This is a genomic window from Pseudomonas sp. WS 5078, assembly GCF_012985745.1.
Taxonomy (GTDB): Bacteria; Pseudomonadota; Gammaproteobacteria; order Pseudomonadales; family Pseudomonadaceae; genus Aquipseudomonas; species Aquipseudomonas lundensis_A.
This window is the reverse complement of sequence record NZ_JAAQWX010000002.1, coordinates 358,174-375,479: the sequence shown is the minus strand read 5'-3', so window position 1 is coordinate 375,479 and position 17,306 is coordinate 358,174. Positions and strand designations below refer to the sequence as shown.

Sequence of the window (17,306 nt, the reverse complement as noted above, 5' to 3'; positions counted from 1 at the left end):
GATCAGGCGCTAGGATCGCTCCATTCTGAAGACAGTGTGGAGACCGCAATGCCAGCTTGGCGCTCAATCAGTTTGTGGATGGACCAACTCGCGGACGACCTGACAGCACGCCCATCGCTCGAGCACGATCTGGACGTAGACGTGGTGATTGTGGGGGCCGGGTACACCGGCTTGTGGACCGCGTATTACCTCAAGCGCCACGCACCTGAACTGAGTATTGCCATTGTCGAAGCGCAAACGGCTGGCTTCGGTGCTTCCGGGCGCAACGGCGGTTGGCTGATGGGCAACCTGTTGGGCGAAGACCGCTTGCTTGCCAACCTGTCCATCGAGCAGCGACGCCAGTCTTACGCCTTGCTGCATGGCATTCCTGATGAAGTCAACCAGGTCATTGAGCGCGAAGGCATCGACTGCCATTACCGCAAAGGCGGGGCACTGTTCTGTGCCGCACGCTATCGGGAACAGGAAGTTACCCTGCGTCACTATTTGACGAAACTTCACGCTCAGGGCCTGAGTGACGGGGACTACCGTTGGCTGGATCCGGCTGAGCTGGCGCAGCAACTGCGCATTGCGAGCCCCTACGGGGCGATTTTTACGCCGCACATAGCCACGATTCAGCCCGCCAAACTGGTGCGCGGATTGGCCCGTGCCGTTGAGCGCATGGGCGTGAAGATCTTCGAGCAAAGCCCGGTGACGGGGTGGCAACCCGGCCGTGTGCGCACCGCCAAGGCACAGGTCAAGGCGCGCTGGGTCGTTCCGGCAGTGGAAGGCTTCGCCAACACGCTGGCGCCGTTGGGGCGTTATCAATTGCCAGTGCAGAGCCTGATCGTCGCCACGGCCCCCCTGCCCGAGGCGGTCTGGGATGAGATCGGGTTGTCGGCAGGTCAGGCCTTCAGCGAAAACAGTCGTCAAGTGACCTACGGGCAACGCACCCAAGACAACCGCTTGGTATTTGGCGCCCGGGGCGGCTATCAGTTTGGTGGTCGTTTGCGTCATGACTTTAACCTCAGTCAGGGCGAAATCGACGTGCGCCGTTACCTTTTCGCGGAGCTTTTTCCGGCGCTCAAGGATGTGCACATCAGCCACGTATGGGGTGGCAACCTGGGCATGGCGCGGCGTTTTCAACCGCACATGCTCTGTGACCGGCAACACGGCATCGCGTTGTCCGGTGGTTACGGCGGGGAGGGCGTGGGCGCGAGCCATTTGGGCGGGCGCACCCTCGCGGACCTGATCTTGCAGCGTGACACCCTTGAAGTGCAGCAGCCCTGGGTGCTGACCGCTGGCGGCCTTGGCGCGCTCAAGGCATGGGAACCCGAGCCTTGCCGCTGGCTGGGTTACAACGCCGTTATCCGCAGTTTTGTCTACGAAGACCAGACGCTCGCCAACCCTGAGGCAGCCCCTTGGCGGCGCAGGTTCGCCAGTGGCCTGGCCAGTGTGATGGAAGGTTTTATGCAGTAACCCTTAGGCCCCATCAGGATATATCCATGAGCATCACTCACTTCAAAAACACCGCCCACGTTGCGTTGCATGCATCCTCACCTGTGGCCGTGCCCCTTGGCACCCCGGTGGCCGAGACCTCGGTGACGTGTGTCGAGCGCACCGACGGCGTTGAAACCGGGATCTGGGCCTGCACGCCAGGACGCTGGCGGCGGCAAATCGTGGCGCAAGAGTTCTGTCACTTCATTCAAGGACGCTGCACGTTCACTCCCGATGGCGGGGAAATTATTCACATAGAAGCGGGCGATGCCTTGATGTTGCCTGCCAACAGCACGGGGGTCTGGGACATTCAGCAGACCGTGCGCAAAACGTATGTTTTGATCCTTTGATCACCGAACCCTGCCCATAAAAACAGCGACACACAATACGCAAGGAATCGAATCATGATCCGCATCGCCCTGTTGCCCCTGATAGTGGCTGGCTCGCTGTGCCAGGCGGCCGAGACTGTAAAAATTTACAACTGGTCTGACTACATCGCCCCCGACACACTGAAAAACTTCTCGCGTGAGACAGGCATTGCATTTAGCTATGACGTGTACGACAGCAATGAAACATTGGACGGCAAGTTGATGACGGGTAAGTCCGGCTATGACGTGGTGTTTCCGTCCAACCACTTTATGGCGCGTCAGATCCAAGGCGGGGCGCTGAAAAAGCTCGATAAGGACCAATTACCGAACTGGAAGAACCTTAACCCGGCGTTGCTCAAGGCGCTGCAAGTCAATGACCCCGGCAATGAACACGGTTTCCCTTACTTGTGGGGCAGTACGGGGATCGGCTACAACGTCGCGAAGGTCAAGGCCGTGTTGGGCGACAACGCGCCTGTTGACTCGTGGGATTTGATCTTCAAGCCCGAAAACATGGAAAAACTCAGCACGTGCGGGGTGGCGATTCTAGACAATGGCCCGGAAGTCTTACCGGCTGCGCTTAACTACTTGGGGCTGCCCCACCACAGCAAAAGCGCGCAGGACTATAAAAAGGCCCAAGCCATGCTGATGAAGGTCCGTCCTTATATCAGCTACTTCCATTCCTCCAAGTACACCAGCGATCTGGCCAACGGCAATATCTGCGTTGCCGTGGGGTTTTCCGGGGACATCCTGCAAGCCCAAACCCGCGCCAAAGAAGCCAACAATGGCGTCGATATCGGCTATTCGATCCCACGAGAAGGCGCTGCCATCTGGTTTGACATGGTGGCCATGCCCGCCGATGCGCCGGATGAAAAAGCGGCCTACCGCTTCATGAATTACCTGCTGCAGCCGGACGTAATGGCGGGCATCAGCAATTACGTGCATTACGCCAACGGTAACCTGCAGGCCGATGCGCTGGTCAACCCCGAGATCAAGGCTGACACCACGGTGTACCCGACGCCGCAAATGCTGCAAACGCTGTTTGCCCTGGAAGCCATGCCGCTCAACATTGACCGGGTGCGCACACGCCTGTGGACCCGGATCAAGGCTGGGGGATGATCAGCGAGCCGGTTGCAATGCGCTCGGGTTGACCAAATTGGGCGGGCGCAGCCCGTCCAAAGCTGCCAGCAGGTTGTCCACGGCGCAGCGGGCCATGGCTTCACGGGTTTCAATGGTGGCCGACCCGATATGCGGGGTGGCCACAACGTTCTCCAGCGTCAGTAAAGGCGAAGTTGGGTCCAACGGTTCGCGCTCAAACACATCCAGCCCGGCGCCACGAATCTGTCCCCGTTGCAATGCGTGGATGAGCGCGGCTTCATCAACCACTTTGCCCCGTGAAATATTGATAAAAATACTGTCTGGACGCATCAGTGCGAATTGCTCTGCGCCGATCAGGCCCTGGGTTTCTGCGGTCAGTGGCAGCGTCAGGCAAATGAAGTCCGCCTCGTGCAGCAGCGCATTGAGGCTGCGGTAGCGGGCGCCAAATCGAGCCTCGACAGCCGGTTTTGGCGAGTGACTGTGGTAGATCACCGGCATGCCGAAGCCAAAATGTCCCCGCTGTGCCAACGCCTCGCCAATGCGGCCCATGCCGATGATGCCCAGGGTTTTGCCATGCACGTCGGTGCCGAAATGTTCCGGCCCAATGTTTTTTTGCCATTGCCCATTGCGCACACGAATTGCCAGCTCCACCACGCGGCGGGCACTGGCCAGAATCAGTGCAAACCCCGTATCGGCTGTGGTTTCGGTCAACACGTCCGGGGTGTTGGTCAACAGAATGTGGCGCGCGTTGAGGTAGTCCAGGTCGTAGTTGTCGATCCCCACGGACACACTGGCAATGGCTTCAAGCCTGGGCGCCAGGGCCAGTAAGTGCGCGTCCAGTTTCAGGCTGGCCCCCAGTAACCCGTGAGCCTGGGGTAAAGCGGCGCGCAATTGGTCCAGCCCTTGAGCGTCCAGCCGTTCAATCAGCGTGACCTCGGCGCGATCTTGCAGGCGCTGCATCAAGGGCGCGGACAGCGTTTTGTAGAGCACGACATGTTTTTTCAAAGTAATCACCAACGTTAAATTCAAGAATGAGCCAGACGCGACGTGGCGCTGACTGTCGGCGCGAGTGGGTCTTTGGCCGTGGGTTTCAGCATTAACGTCAGCACGACCGAGATCAGCAGCGCGCCGCTCATCAACAGGTAAGACGCCCCCGGTGAGCCGGTTTCGCTGTTCAGGTAACCCACCAGGTAGGAGCCGGAAAAAGACCCGAGCGCGCCCATGCTGTTAATCAGGGCCATGGCCCCGCCCGCTACGTTGGATGGCAGGATTTCCGGGATGATCGCGAAGAAAGGGCCGTAGGGTGCGTACATGCATGCCCCGGCAATCACCAGCAGCGTGTAGGACAACCAGAAGTGCTCTGCACCCAATGCGTAGGAACCGTAGAACGCAAAAGAGGCAATCAACAGCGGCGGCCAGACAAAACGCTTACGTTTTTGCAGTTTGTCCGACCCCCACGACACGCCGAGCATGGCGATGACGGCGGCCAGATACGGCAGGGCCGAAAGCCAGCCCGCTTCGATCATGTCCATGTGCGCGCCTTGCTTGAGAATCGACGGCAGCCACAGGACAAACCCGTAGACGCCGATGCTCCAGCAGAAGAACTGCAAGGCCAGCAGGATGACTTTGGGCGAGCGGAAGGCCGCGGCGTAGTTCTTCACCGGGGTCATGCCGACTTGCTCGGCATCGAGCGCGCTTTGCAGGTCCTGTTTTTCCTGAGTGCTGAGCCACTTGGCTTCGCCAGGGCGGTCATCGGCCAGTCGCCACCAGATGAACGCCCAGATTACTGCGGGCAAACCTTCGACGATGAACATCCAGCGCCAGCTGTAATGCTGCACCAAGTAGCCTGACACCACTGACATCCAGAGCATGGTCACCGGATTGCCGAGAATCAGAAACGTATTGGCCCGGGAGCGTTCGGCGCGGGTAAACCAGTGGCACAGATAGACCAGCATGGCGGGCATGACGGCGGCTTCCACCACACCGAGCATGAAGCGAATGGCGATCAGGCTGTAGGCGTTGGACACAACACCTGTGAGCGTGGCGAGTCCGCCCCAGAGGATCAAGCTGACAAAAATCAACTTTTTGACGCTGTTCTTCTGCGCGTAAATGGCCCCCGGCACCTGAAAAAAGAAATAACCGAGGAAAAACAGCGCCCCCAGCAACGACGACAGGCCGGGGGTGATGTGCAGGTCTTCGGCCATCCCGGAGGCGGCGGCAAACCCGTAATTGGCGCGGTCCAGATAGGCCAGGCTGTAGGTGATGAATACGATCGGCATGATGTACCACCACCGGCGGGCAGCGAGTGTTAGCGATTGCATGGCGTAGCTCCTGAGCTTGTTGTTTTTGTCGCAGCAGGTCACGGGTGCAGCACGTTAGGCAGGTAATACAGATTCGGTCAGGCCACGGCCCTCCAACTCGGCGCGGGTCGGCAGTCCTTCCATGTCGCCACGGCTTTGCACGGCGCGGCTGCCAATCCAGTTGCCACGTTGCACCGCCTGTTCAAAGCCGAGGTTTTCCAGCAGGGCACTGATCACGCCCACTGCAAAACCATCGCCGGCGCCGACGGTATCGATCACCACGTCCACCGGCACTGCTGGCACGAAGCCTTCGGTGTCCATGGTGCGGTAATAGGCACCTTTAGGGCCCAGCTTGATGATGACCGCCTCTGCGCCTTGATCCAGATAAAACCGGGCAATGTCTGCCGGGTCATCGCGACCGGTGAGCAAGCGGCCTTCACTCAAGCCCGGCAACACCCAGTCGGCATGGGCGGCGAGGGCATTGATGTCGCGGATCATCTGCTGTTCGCTGGCCCACAGAGACGGGCGCAGGTTGGGGTCGAACGACACCGTGCGCCCGGCCGCGCGCATCGATTGCATCAGCGCGAACGACAATTCGCGGCAACTGGCTGACAGGGCAGGGGGAATGCCCGTGGCGTGCAAGTGGCCTGCGCTGAGCAGTTGCGCGGTGATGGCGCTGCGGTTCAAATGACTGGCCGCCGAGCCGCGGCGAAAGTATTCCACTTGCGGATCACTGCCATCGTCCACCCGGGACTTCAGCTGAAAGCCCGTCGGGTGCTGCGGGTCGGTTTCCACATGCTGGCAATTCAGGCCTTCGGCTTGCAAGGTGGCACGCACAAACCGCCCAAGCGAGTCAGCGCCTACCCGGCTGAGCCACGCCACATTGAACCCCAGTCGCGCCAGCCCGATGGCGACGTTACTGTCGGCCCCGGCAATACGCTTGTGAAAGTGTTCGACTTGCGCCAGATCGCCGGTCTCTTCAGCCACCCACATGGCCATGGTTTCACCAAACGACAACACATCGACTTTAGACATGGCTCAGCTCCCGTTGCGCTGCGCCTAGCGTAGCGAGTGTGTCGACATGGACTTTCGTCAGCCATTGCAGGTCACTGCCCTGCAGGGGGTATTCCACCGCGCGCGTCAGCCCGGGCTGCATATGCGGTAGAAATTGCTCCCACATCTGCAGGTCGGTGGCCGTTGGCGGCGTAGCAATCAACTTGCCATCCGGACGCCGGGCGACGCCTTTGCAGTGCAAATAGGTGACATGACGGCCCAGTAAGCGGGCAGCGGTACTGGCGGACTGGTCCTGCCACTGCCAGTTGCCGATATCAAAGGTCATGCTGATGGGGGCTTGCAGTTGATCCACTGCGTCGAAGAAGCGCAGCAGAGGCTCGATACGTCCGCCCTGGGACGTTTGGTCGTTCTCCACCAACAGGTTGACCGATTGCTGGCTCAGGCAGGCTGCCAGGTTCGACAAATCGCAATGTTCGGTGTAGTAGCCAAGAGAGACCTTAAGCCAGGCCGCACCGAACGCATGGGCCTTGCGCAAGGTCGCCAGCAATTGAGGATTAGGCCGAGATTGTCCTGCCTCCCACAGTTCGAGCGGCGATGAGTACACGCATTCCATCCCCTGTCTCACCACCGCTGCAGCGAAGGACGCCGGGTCTTCGTCGGTCAGCAGTTCTTCGCGCAGCTCAATGCGCCGGGCACCGGCATTGGCCAGTAAGTCAATAAAACTGCCTTGGCCACGCTGGCGAACCAGGTCAGCTCCGTAGCTCGACAGGCTGATGGAAACGGGGAATGTGTTCATTGTTATTAACCTCTGAAACCGGTTTCATTTTTATTCGTTAAGGACTGCCAATCGGATTGCGTCATGGCACAACTGTCAGGGGTTAATGCGTCGGGTAGAGCCACGCACGATGAGTTGCGCAGGAAAATCCAGGACTAGAGGTTCTGCGGTGTCGCCCCGCAAGCGCTTTAGCAGGCACTCAAAGGCGCTGGCGCCGATGGCTTGGGTCGGTTGCGCCAAGGCGCTAATGCCGGTGCCCACCAACGGGAACCAGTCAAGGTCATCCAAAGCAATCAGGCCAATGTCTTCAAACAGATGGCGGTTCAAGTCACGCAGCACCTGAGTGGCTGCCAGCGCGGCCACGCCATTGGCGCAAAACAGCGCCTTGGGGCCACTGCCGGGGGTCTCCAGAAAGTGTTGGATGCGAGACTGCAGATGGGGGCCGGTTTCCACCCGCGTGCCTTGCAGTGAAGGGCGGTCGTTGAGTTGCGCATTAAAACTGGCGATGCGCTCCAGACGCGAGCTGGTGCCATCAACCGGTTCGCTGACCATTAGCAGGTCGCGGTAACCTTGCGCTTGCAGGTGCTCTAGCGCGGTGCGCACGGCTCCGGCGTTATCGAGCCCCACCAGATCCGCATACAACTGCTCGACCTTACGGTCGATGAGTACGATGGGCATTTCCTGGTGCAGCGCCTGCAGAACGTCAGGCTGATGACCAAGGGTGTTAAGAATCAGACCTTCGATGTTGTAAGCCCGCAGAGCGGCCAGGTGCTGGCTTTCCTGCTCATCACTGCGGTCGGTGTTGCATACCACCAGGTTGTAACCGTGCTCACGGCAGGCGGTTTCGACGCCGTGCATGACCGCGATGGAGTAGGGGTTACGAATGTCCGCGACCAGCATGCCGATCAGGCGCGTACGCCCGCGTTTCAGGCCGCGCGCCATTTGATTGGGACGGTAGCCCAGCGCCTCGATCGAGCGCTCGATCCGTTGCGCGGTGGCTTCGGAGAGCAATGCACGGTCCTCGCCGATGAAGCGGGAAACGCTGGCCTTGGACACCCCGGCGTGCAGGGCAACATCAAGCATGGTGACACGGGAGCGTTGAGCGGCTGAAAAACTGTTCACGGCCTGAAACCTTTTATTGGTGTTATCGCAGGCGATCTCGGCACTGGGCCTGAAACCGGTTTCAGGAAAACTCAAATCACCTCTGATCGTCAAGTGCCGTTTGTAGGAGAACGCGTCGGCGGGTCACGTCATGTGACGGCAAAGCGACTACGGCTCACATCGTCTTCAGTCAACCCGTTCTGCATCAGTTCCTTGGCCGTCGCACGTCAGTCAATGGCCAACAGGCGGGCTTAATCGCATTTAAATGACGGCTTACAGTTATTGATGAAATGCAGGGCTGACATTGGCCAGATGTGTGGAGGATCGTTAACAGTGGATGCGTCTGAAACTTTCAAATAAGCGACGTATATAAGAAAGCGACGCGTGGAGTTCAGGATGGCCACCCGAGCGTTTACTCCGTCCGGGAGTGTGTTGTGATATGACGAGTGACTTTTGATCGGCAAACACTTACACGGTTGCGGGTTAACGTCTGGCCAACTTTGTAAGACGAACGAGTGGACGAAAAGTTTATATAAACCTGAAGTGACCGGTTGGTCATACCATGAACTTTAATGCATCATTTTGTTTGTAGTGATATTCCTACTGCGAATATAGCCATAGTCTTTGCATGTTTAAGGAAAAACCTTTCAGCAAAACACTCAATGTTTTCGGCTACTTACAGAAAGGTCGTTAATTGACGTCAAAAAAGTGCTGGACTGAATATTTCGAAGTGTGTCAATTTCGCCCGGCCATTATACGGCGAGTGATAGGACGATCTCGCCATGGGATCGTCTCTGTCTGTTTAAAACTTTTCTACTGCTAAACAAGGAACTGTTTACATGTCGAAACTTAAAGAGAAAGCAGCGCTGTCCGTCAACCAGACGTTTGCGGCCAACGGCACCAGTTCTGCCTTCACCCAGGTGGATAATTTCAGTCATTTCTATGACCGCGGTAATCACCTGGTCAATGGCAAACCATCGTTTACGGTCGATCAAGCCGCTGACCAACTGACCCGCAGTGGCGCCAGCTGGTACGACCTCAATGGTGACGGTGTGATCAATCTGTCGTACACCTTCCTCACGTCTCCACCTCCGGGCTATGCCTCCCGCGGTTTGGGTACATTCAGTACGTTTTCCGCGTTGCAAAAAGAACAGGCCAAGCTGTCGCTGGAATCATGGGCCGATGTGGCCAAAGTGACCTTCACTGAAGGTCCTGCCGCCCGGGGTGACGATGGTCACATGACCTTCGCCAACTTCAGCGCCAGTAACGGTGGGGCTGCGTTTGCCTACCTGCCGAACAGCTCGCGCAAAGGCGAGTCGTGGTACTTGATCAACAAGGACTACGAGGTCAATAAAACTCCGGGTGAAGGCAACTACGGTCGCCAGACCCTGACCCACGAGATCGGCCACACCCTGGGCCTGTCACACCCTGGCGACTACAACGCGGGTAATGGCAACCCCAGCTACCGCGATGCTGTGTATGGCGAAGATACCCGTGCTTACAGCGTGATGAGCTATTGGAGTGAGAAGAACACCGGCCAAGTGTTCACCAAGACCGGTGAAGGTGCCTACGCCTCGGCGCCACTGCTCGATGACATTGCCGCGGTGCAAAAGCTGTACGGCGCGAACATGGAAACCCGCGCCGGTGACACCGTTTACGGGTTCAACGCCACGGCTGACCGCGACTACTACAGCGCCACATCGGCCACTGACAAGCTGATTTTTTCGGTGTGGGATGGCGGTGGGAATGACACCCTGGACTTCTCGGGTTTCAGCCAGAATCAGAAAATCAACCTGGCCGCAGGTTCGTTCTCTGACGTTGGCGGCATGACCGGTAACGTATCCATCGCTCAAGGTGTGACCATCGAAAACGCCATTGGCGGTTCGGGCAACGACTTGTTGCTGGGCAACGCCGTCTCCAACATCCTCAAGGGCGGTGCCGGCAACGACATCCTCTACGGCGGTGGCGGGGCTGACAAGCTGTGGGGCGGCAGCGGTTCGGACACGTTTGTGTACCGTGAAGTGTCTGATTCGACCCCTAAGGCGGCCGACACCCTCATGGATTTCCAGACCGGTCTCGACAAAATCGATCTCACAGGGATTACTCATCTCAGTGGTTTGAATTTCGTCAATGCGTTCACCGGTCAGGCGGGTGATGCGGTCGTCAGCTATAACCAGGCCAGCAATGCCGGCTCGCTGCAGGTGGACTTTAGCGGGCACGGCGTAGCCGACTTCCTGATTACCACGGTCGGGCAGGTGGCAACTTACGACATCGTTGCGTAAGGCTGTCGGTAAACGGGCAGCGCGCAAGCGCTGCCTTCTGGCACTACGCCGAGGTCTCATGAACACTGCAAACCGCTTCATAAAAGCAATGGCCTGCGTAGTTGCAGTGCTGTTTACAACCACAGAGAGCGCCATGGCCAGTTCGCTGATGTTATTAAGCCCCGCGCAAGTGGCGGGCAATTGGACGTTTTATCTGCAAGGGGCCGAGCAGGACGCGTGCACGGTTAAATTGAAAAAAGACCGCACCTTCAGTGCGCAGGCGCGTTGTTTACATGCCTGGTTGGGCCGAACGCCGACCACCTGGTCGCCCACGCCTGACGGCATCTTGTTAATCGCAAAGGACGGAACACAGTCATTGTTCTTGGCGTTGCGTGAAGCGGGTCGCTACGAAGGTGCAGTGGACGGTGCAAAGACCCTGATAATGAAAAGGGCGCACTTACAAAGTGTGAATTAATGCGATCACGCGAATGAAGTTATTCAGGCCGGATCAGTTATTCCTGTAAAGACCGGATCAGGCTTGAACACATAAAAACAGTGAGCGGCAACGAGGGCTGCTGACAGACACTCGCCCGTGCCTGTGGACGTGGTTTATTGATCAAGGAAGATTCATGAAGCGGCTGAAAAGCAGTCCCGTCGCGCCCCTGATACATGTATTGGCCGACTATAAAAAAATTCTCATCAGTGTCGGGTGTTTTACGGCCCTGATTAATATCCTGATGCTCGTGCCTTCTATTTATATGCTTCAGGTGTATGACCGGGTGTTGTCATCACAGAACACCACCACGCTGGCGATGCTGTCCTTGATGGTGGTGGGTTTTTTTATCTTTATCGGCACGCTGGAAACCGTTCGCAGTTTTATCGTGATACGCATCGGCAGCCAATTGGAACGCCGTTTCAACCAGCAGGTATACCGTGCAGCGTTTGAGCGCAACCTGTTCAGCGGTCAGGCCCATGCCGGTCAGGCGTTGGGCGACCTGACCCTGATTCGTCAATTTGTCACCGGCCCGGCATTATTCGCTTTTTTCGATGCGCCGTGGTTTCCGGTGTACCTGTTTGTCATCTATCTGTTCAACACCTGGCTGGGTGTGTTCGCCACGGCGGGTGCAGCCGTGTTGATCGCGCTGGCCTGTGTCAATGAAGTCATGACCCGTAAGTCTCTCAGCCAGGCCAGCGTGTATTCGCAACAATCCAGTCAGTTGGCCACCAGCCATCTGCACAATGCCGAGACCATTCAGGCGATGGGCATGCTGGGTGTTTTACGCAAACGTTGGTTCAACGTGCACTCACGTTTCCTGACCGAGCAGAACAACGCCAGCGACACGGGCGCAGTCATTGGCTCGGTGAGTAAAACCTTGCGCTTGTGCCTGCAATCGCTGGTGTTGGGGCTGGGGGCTTTGTTGGTGATTCAAGGCGACATAAGCGCAGGCATGATGATCGCCGGTTCAATTCTCATGGGCCGTGTGCTTAGCCCTATCGATCAACTGATTGCGGTCTGGAAACAGTGGAGTTCCGCCAAGCTGGCCTATCAGCGGCTGGACAATTTGTTGCGCGAGCATCCCGCTGTGCAAGAGAACATGGCGTTGCCTGCGCCCAACGGGCACCTGAGTTTTGAACAGGTCAGCGCGGCGCCTCCCGGCGTCCGCCTGCCGACCTTGCATCAGGTCAGTTTCAGTCTGCAGGCGGGCGAGGTGTTGGGTGTGCTCGGGGCCTCGGGTTCCGGCAAGTCGACACTGGCCCGGGTGCTCGTCGGTGTATGGCCGACCCTGGCGGGCACGGTGCGTCTGGACGGCGCGGATATCCACCAATGGAACCGCGACCAGCTGGGGCCCTATATCGGCTATTTGCCCCAAGACATTGAACTGTTCAGCGGCTCCATCGCTGACAACATTGCGCGGTTCCGTGACGCCGACCCGCAACAGGTGGTGGCGGCCGCACAGCAAGCCGGGGTGCACGAGATGATCCTGCGCCTGCCGCAAGGCTACGACACCCTGCTGGGAGACGACGGCAGCGGCTTGTCCGGCGGCCAGAAGCAGCGGGTGGCGCTGGCCCGCGCGTTGTATGGCGGTCCGCGTCTGGTGGTGCTCGATGAACCCAATTCCAACCTGGATGCCGTGGGCGACGCGGCGCTGACCCGTGCCATTGCCCAGCTCAAGGCGCAAGGCTGCACCGTGGTGCTGGTGACGCATCGTTCTGCGTCGTTGGCGCAGGCCGACAAATTGCTGGTGCTCAACGAAGGCCGCACGCAGGTGTTCGGGCCGAGCGCCGAGGTGCTCAAGGCTCTGACTGGCGCTCAGCAACAACAGGCTGCCGCCACCAGCATCCAACCCCCGAATCAGGCACAAGCGCGCAGCAGCGGCGCATGAGCAAGGACGCACGCACCATGAACAATCAACAACAGCCGCAACCAGCGGAACGTGGCGCCGGGTTTTACGTGCGCATGGGCTGGATCCTGACCCTGGTCGGCGCCGGCAGTTTCTTTGCCTGGGCCAGCCTTGCGCCGCTGGATGAAGGTATCCCGGTGCAGGGCACAGTCGTGGTGTCAGGTAAACGCAAGGCCGTCCAGTCATTGGGCGCGGGCGTGGTCAGTCAAATTCTGGTGCGCGAGGGCCAGGCGGTGCATCAGGGTGAACCGCTGTTTCGGCTGGACCGGACCCAGGTCGAAGCCGATGTGCAATCGTTACGCGCGCAGTACCGCATGGCGTGGGCCAGCACGGCACGTTGGCAAAGTGAGCGTGACAACTTGCAGCATGTGAGTTTCCCGCCCGAGTTGAGCCGCGACCCGGACCCACGGCTGGCGCTGGTGCTGGAAGGTCAGCAGCAGCTGTTCAGTAGCCGTCGCGAAGCCTTCGCCCGCGAACAGTCCGGGCTCAAGGCCAGCATCGAAGGCGCCACCCAACAATTAGCCGGCATGCGCCGTGCGCGGGGAGATCTGGCAGCCCAAGCCGACTCCCTGCGTCAGCAGTTGATCAACCTGCGGCCGCTGGCTGAAAACGGCTACATCCCGCGCAACCGCCTGATGGAGTACGAACGTCAGTTGTCACAAGTACAACAAGACATGGCGCAAAACACCGGGGAAAGCGGGCGCATCGAGCAAGGCATCCTTGAGTCGCGTCTCAAACTGGCGCAACACATCGACGAATATCAAAAGGAAGTTCGCACCCAACTGGCCGACGCGCAGCTCAAGAGCCTGACCCTTGAACAGCAATTGGCGTCCGCCGGGTTTGACCTTCAGCACAGTGAAATTACCGCGCCGGCTGACGGTATTGCGGTGAATTTGGGGGTGCATACCGAAGGCGCGGTGGTCCGTGCCGGTGAAACCTTGCTGGAAATCGTGCCTCAAGGGACGCGGCTGGAAGTCGAAGGGCGCCTGCCAGTGAATCTGGTGGATCGGGTGGGCAGTGAGCTGCCGGTGGACATTCTGTTCACCGCATTCAATCAGAGCAGTACGCCCCGGGTCTCGGGCGAAGTCAGCCTGGTCTCGGCCGACCAGTTGCTGGATGAGAAAACCGGCATGCCGTATTACGTGCTGCGCAGTTCAGTGAGCAACCAGGCGCTGGAAAAACTCAACGGCCTGGTGATCAAACCTGGCATGCCGGCTGAAATGTTTGTACGCACGGGCGAGCGTTCGCTGCTCAATTACCTGTTCAAACCACTGTTGGATCGCGCAGGTTCTGCGTTGACTGAGCGATAGGAAATTGCGACGTATGAAAGCAGCTTCAAAAGTGTGCCTGGGGTGGGCGTTATGGGCGGCAATGGTTGCCAGCGCGCAGGCAATGGGTCCGTTTCAGGTGTATGAACAAGCGTTGCGCAACGATCCCGAGTTTCTCGGGGCGATTCAGGAACGCGACGCTGGGCTGGAAAACCGCATCATCGGTCGCGCGGGGCTGCTGCCCAAGTTGTCGTACAACTACAATAAGGGGCGTAACAACTCCAAAGCCACGTACTTTAATGACAAGGGCAACCGCCACGAGGACCGCAACTACAACAGCTATGGTTCGACGTTCATGCTCCAGCAGCCCTTGATTGACTACGAGGCTTACGCCAACTACCGCAAGGGGGTCGCGCAATCGCTGTTCGCCAACGAGACGTTTCGCAGCAAGAGTCAGGCACTTTTGGTGCGCGTCTTGACCCACTACACCCAGGCTTTGTTTGCGCAGGACCAAATCGAGAATGCTCGCGCAAAGAAAAAAGCCTACGAGCAACAATTCCGACAAAACGAGCACATGTTTCGACAGGGTGAAGGCACTCGTACCGACATTCTTGAAGCAGAATCACGCTACGAACTGGCCACCGCCGAAGAAATTCAGGCTCAGGATGAGCAGGACGCTGCGTTGCGCGAGCTGGGCGCCCTGATTGGTCAGCCAACCGTGGACATCGATCAGTTAACCCCTTTAGCCCACAGCTTCAGCACCTTCGCGCTGGAGCCCGCTCAGTTTTCGACTTGGCACGACATAGCGCTGGCCAATAACCCCGTGCTGGCCTCCCAGCGCGAAGCACTGGACGTTGCGCGTTACGAGGTTGAACGCAACCGTGCCGGACACTTGCCAAAACTCAATGCCTACGCCAGCGTGCGCAAAATGGAGTCTGAAAGCGGCAACACGTACAACCAGCGCTATGACACCAACACCATTGGCATTGAAATTAGCCTGCCCCTGTATTCAGGCGGTGGTGTATCGGCGTCCGTGCGTCAAGCCAGCAGCAACCTGTCCCAGGTCGAATACGAGCTGGAAGGTAAAACCCGGGAGACGCTGATCGAGTTGCGGCGCCAGTTCAACGCGTGTCAGTCGGGGGTCAGCAAATTACGGGCGTATCAGAAAGCCCTGACCTCGGCCGAGGCACTCGTGGTCTCAACCCGGCAAAGCATTCTTGGGGGAGAGCGGGTCAACCTCGATGCCCTGAACGCAGAGCAGCAGCTTTACAGCACGCGACGCGATCTGGCGCAGACGCGCTATGACTACTTGCTGGCGTGGACCAAATTGCATTTTTACGCGGGCACCTTGCGTGAGCAGGACCTGGCACGGGTCGATGAGGCCTTTGTGCCCCGTGGGGACATGCGGCAGGCGCACTAATGACGATGAGCGGCTCAAGGGCCAACGCGTGTGGAAAGCGGCGCAGGGACACCCTGCGCCGCGCTGGTGTCTACACCTTGAACTGGCGCAATAACTGACCCAGTTGCACGCTCAGCTCCTTGAGGTGCAGGCTGGCGATACTTGATTGCTCGGCTGCCTGCGCAGTGCTTTGCGACAAGCCCGCAGCTTGTGTCACGTTTTGGTTGATGTCTTCTACCACATGGGCTTGTTGCAGCGTTGCACTGGCAATCGACGCGTTAAGGCCGTTCAGGTTGTTAAGCGCCTGACCGATACTGCTCAAGCTTTGCCCGGCCTGCGTCGCTTGTTCGATGGTCAATTGAGACGCACGGCTGCTGCTGGCGATGACGTTGACGGCCGCTTCAGAGTGCTTTTGCAGCCCCTCGATCATGGCCTGAATATCGGCGGTCGACTTTTGTGTGCGCTGCGCCAGCAAACGCACTTCGTCCGCCACCACCGCAAAACCGCGACCCTGCTCACCCGCACGCGCGGCTTCAATGGCCGCGTTCAGGGCCAGCAGGTTGGTTTGCTCGGCAATCGAGCGGATCACTTCCAGCACTGTGCTGATGTCACTGGTTTGCGAGGCCAGCGTTCGGATCACGTCCACGGCCTGATTGATCGTGCCGGACAGGTCGTCGATTTGCTGCAAGCTGCTGTCAATGTTGTGCTGGCCCTGTTGGGCCTGATCCTGCGCCCCGCGCATTTCACTGGCCGCATGCTCTGCGTTTTTGGCCACATCCTGCACGGCATAAGTGACTTCGTTGATCGCCGTGGCGACCTGATCCATCTGCAAGGCCTGTTGCAGGCTACGCTGCTGGGCCTCGCTGGCATCGTGTCCCATTTGTGTGGACGACTGATCCAGCGCCGTAGCCGTTGACTGCAAATGACTCACCACATTGCGCAATTTGGCAACAAACCCGTTGAAGTGTTGAGCCAGTGCGGTGACTTCATCCTGACCATGGGTGTCCAGGCTGCGGGTCAGGTCGCTCTCGCCGCTGGCAATGTTGGCCATGGCCTGAACGGCTTCATCCAGAGGGCGCACGATACTGCGGGCGATCACAGTTACCAGCACGGCCATGATCAGCGCAATGCCCAGCCCGACCCCGCAGGCTTTCCAGACCTGGCCCCAGAACTCGGCCTGCATGTCATCGATGTACACACCGGAGCCGAGGACCCAGCCCCAAGGTTCAAACAATTGCACGTAGGAGGTTTTCTGCACCGGGGCTTCAGAGCCCGGTTTAGGCCAGCGGTAATCCACCATGCCCGCGCCTTTGGCTTTAGCCAGTGACGCCATCTCGCTGAAAATCGCAAAGCCGTCCGGGTCCTTGATCGCGGTGAGGTCTTTGCCATCGAGCTTGGGGTTGGTGGGGTGCATGACCATGTAAGGCCGCAGGTCGTTGATCCAGAAGTAGTCGTCGTGGTCGTAACGCAATTGGCTGATGACACCTAACGCCTGCTGCTGAGCGGCGTCGCGGCTCAGGCTGCCAGCGGTTTCGAGCCCATGGTAGTAGTTCAGGATGCCGCTGGCGGTCTGTACGACGTGTTGGGTCTTCTGCACTTTGCCCTGATAGAGGTCGTCATGGATCTGCTTGAGCATCAACAAACCCAACGCCAGAAGCATGGCCATGGCCACGAGCAAAATCAGCCACAACCGACGGCTGATAGACAACTTGCGTAAGGTATTCATAGAACGGTCACTCCTTGTTTTTCTTCTTGTAGTCGACACTGACTGGCATCCAAGCATGCTTTAACGACTCGGCCCATGCGACTTGGGTCTAATGTCATAGCAGCGAAAAGCGAATGTGTCTGAT

The 17,306-nt window shown here is 58.5% G+C and carries 14 protein-coding genes; 8 read left to right on the top strand and 6 right to left on the bottom strand.

What is annotated here, in order from left to right; translation table 11 throughout:
• Positions 1 to 48: 48 nt before the first annotated feature.
• Genes HBN68_RS04950 through HBN68_RS04940 form a run of 3 tightly spaced genes read left to right on the top strand, consistent with a single transcriptional unit; the run spans position 49 to position 2,957 of the window.
• Positions 49 to 1,455, top strand: coding sequence for an FAD-dependent oxidoreductase (locus HBN68_RS04950; protein WP_169962959.1), 1,407 nt, complete (start codon positions 49 to 51; stop codon positions 1,453 to 1,455).
• Positions 1,456 to 1,481: 26 nt separating this feature from the next.
• Positions 1,482 to 1,823 carry a cupin domain-containing protein gene (locus tag HBN68_RS04945; RefSeq protein ID WP_094994500.1) on the top strand — a complete coding sequence of 114 codons (342 nt, stop codon included), beginning with the start codon at positions 1,482 to 1,484 and terminating at the stop codon, positions 1,821 to 1,823.
• A 54-nt stretch (positions 1,824 to 1,877) separates the two neighbouring features.
• Positions 1,878 to 2,957, top strand: a complete 1,080-nt coding sequence (locus HBN68_RS04940; RefSeq protein WP_094994499.1) for a polyamine ABC transporter substrate-binding protein — start codon at positions 1,878 to 1,880, stop codon at positions 2,955 to 2,957.
• Here HBN68_RS04940 and HBN68_RS04935 read toward each other — a convergent pair whose 3' ends face one another.
• The 5 genes from HBN68_RS04935 to HBN68_RS04915 all read right to left on the bottom strand — a co-directional run bounded on the left by HBN68_RS04935 (position 2,958) and on the right by HBN68_RS04915 (position 8,147).
• The gene (locus HBN68_RS04935; RefSeq protein ID WP_169962957.1) at positions 2,958 to 3,941 is read right to left on the bottom strand and encodes a D-glycerate dehydrogenase; all 984 of its coding nucleotides are present in this window, start codon (positions 3,939 to 3,941) and stop codon (positions 2,958 to 2,960) included.
• Positions 3,942 to 3,961: 20 nt separating this feature from the next.
• On the bottom strand, positions 3,962 to 5,257 hold the full coding sequence (locus tag HBN68_RS04930; protein WP_169962955.1) for an MFS transporter: 1,296 nt from the start codon (positions 5,255 to 5,257) through the stop codon (positions 3,962 to 3,964).
• A gap of 54 nt (positions 5,258 to 5,311) precedes the next feature.
• Positions 5,312 to 6,271, bottom strand: coding sequence for a sugar kinase (locus HBN68_RS04925; protein ID WP_169962953.1), 960 nt, complete (start codon positions 6,269 to 6,271; stop codon positions 5,312 to 5,314).
• Complete coding sequence (locus HBN68_RS04920) at positions 6,264 to 7,046, bottom strand: AP endonuclease (RefSeq protein WP_169962951.1); 783 nt, start codon at positions 7,044 to 7,046, stop codon at positions 6,264 to 6,266. The genes HBN68_RS04925 and HBN68_RS04920 overlap by 8 nt, the downstream gene beginning before the upstream one ends.
• 75 nt (positions 7,047 to 7,121) lie before the next feature.
• On the bottom strand, positions 7,122 to 8,147 hold the full coding sequence (locus tag HBN68_RS04915; protein ID WP_169962949.1) for a LacI family DNA-binding transcriptional regulator: 1,026 nt from the start codon (positions 8,145 to 8,147) through the stop codon (positions 7,122 to 7,124).
• 818 nt (positions 8,148 to 8,965) lie between these two features.
• On the opposite strand from HBN68_RS04915, the gene HBN68_RS04910 reads away from it, so the two are divergent.
• The 5 genes from HBN68_RS04910 (at position 8,966) to HBN68_RS04890 (ending at position 15,477) form a co-directional block, all read left to right on the top strand.
• The gene (locus HBN68_RS04910) at positions 8,966 to 10,408 is read left to right on the top strand and encodes a serralysin family metalloprotease (RefSeq protein WP_169962947.1); all 1,443 of its coding nucleotides are present in this window, start codon (positions 8,966 to 8,968) and stop codon (positions 10,406 to 10,408) included.
• A gap of 58 nt (positions 10,409 to 10,466) precedes the next feature.
• A complete protein-coding gene (locus tag HBN68_RS04905) occupies positions 10,467 to 10,862 on the top strand; it encodes an AprI/Inh family metalloprotease inhibitor (protein ID WP_169962945.1) in 396 nt (131 codons plus the stop codon).
• A 154-nt stretch (positions 10,863 to 11,016) separates the two neighbouring features.
• Complete coding sequence (locus tag HBN68_RS04900) at positions 11,017 to 12,771, top strand: type I secretion system permease/ATPase (protein WP_169962943.1); 1,755 nt, start codon at positions 11,017 to 11,019, stop codon at positions 12,769 to 12,771.
• Positions 12,768 to 14,099, top strand: coding sequence for an HlyD family type I secretion periplasmic adaptor subunit (locus tag HBN68_RS04895; RefSeq protein ID WP_169962941.1), 1,332 nt, complete (start codon positions 12,768 to 12,770; stop codon positions 14,097 to 14,099). Before HBN68_RS04900 ends, HBN68_RS04895 begins: the two co-directional genes overlap by 4 nt.
• 61 nt (positions 14,100 to 14,160) lie before the next feature.
• A complete protein-coding gene (locus tag HBN68_RS04890) occupies positions 14,161 to 15,477 on the top strand; it encodes a TolC family outer membrane protein (RefSeq protein WP_262373449.1) in 1,317 nt (438 codons plus the stop codon).
• A gap of 70 nt (positions 15,478 to 15,547) precedes the next feature.
• On the opposite strand, the gene HBN68_RS04885 is transcribed toward HBN68_RS04890, so the two are convergent.
• Complete coding sequence (locus HBN68_RS04885; protein ID WP_094994490.1) at positions 15,548 to 17,182, bottom strand: methyl-accepting chemotaxis protein; 1,635 nt, start codon at positions 17,180 to 17,182, stop codon at positions 15,548 to 15,550.
• Between the last annotated feature and the right edge of the window lie 124 nt (positions 17,183 to 17,306).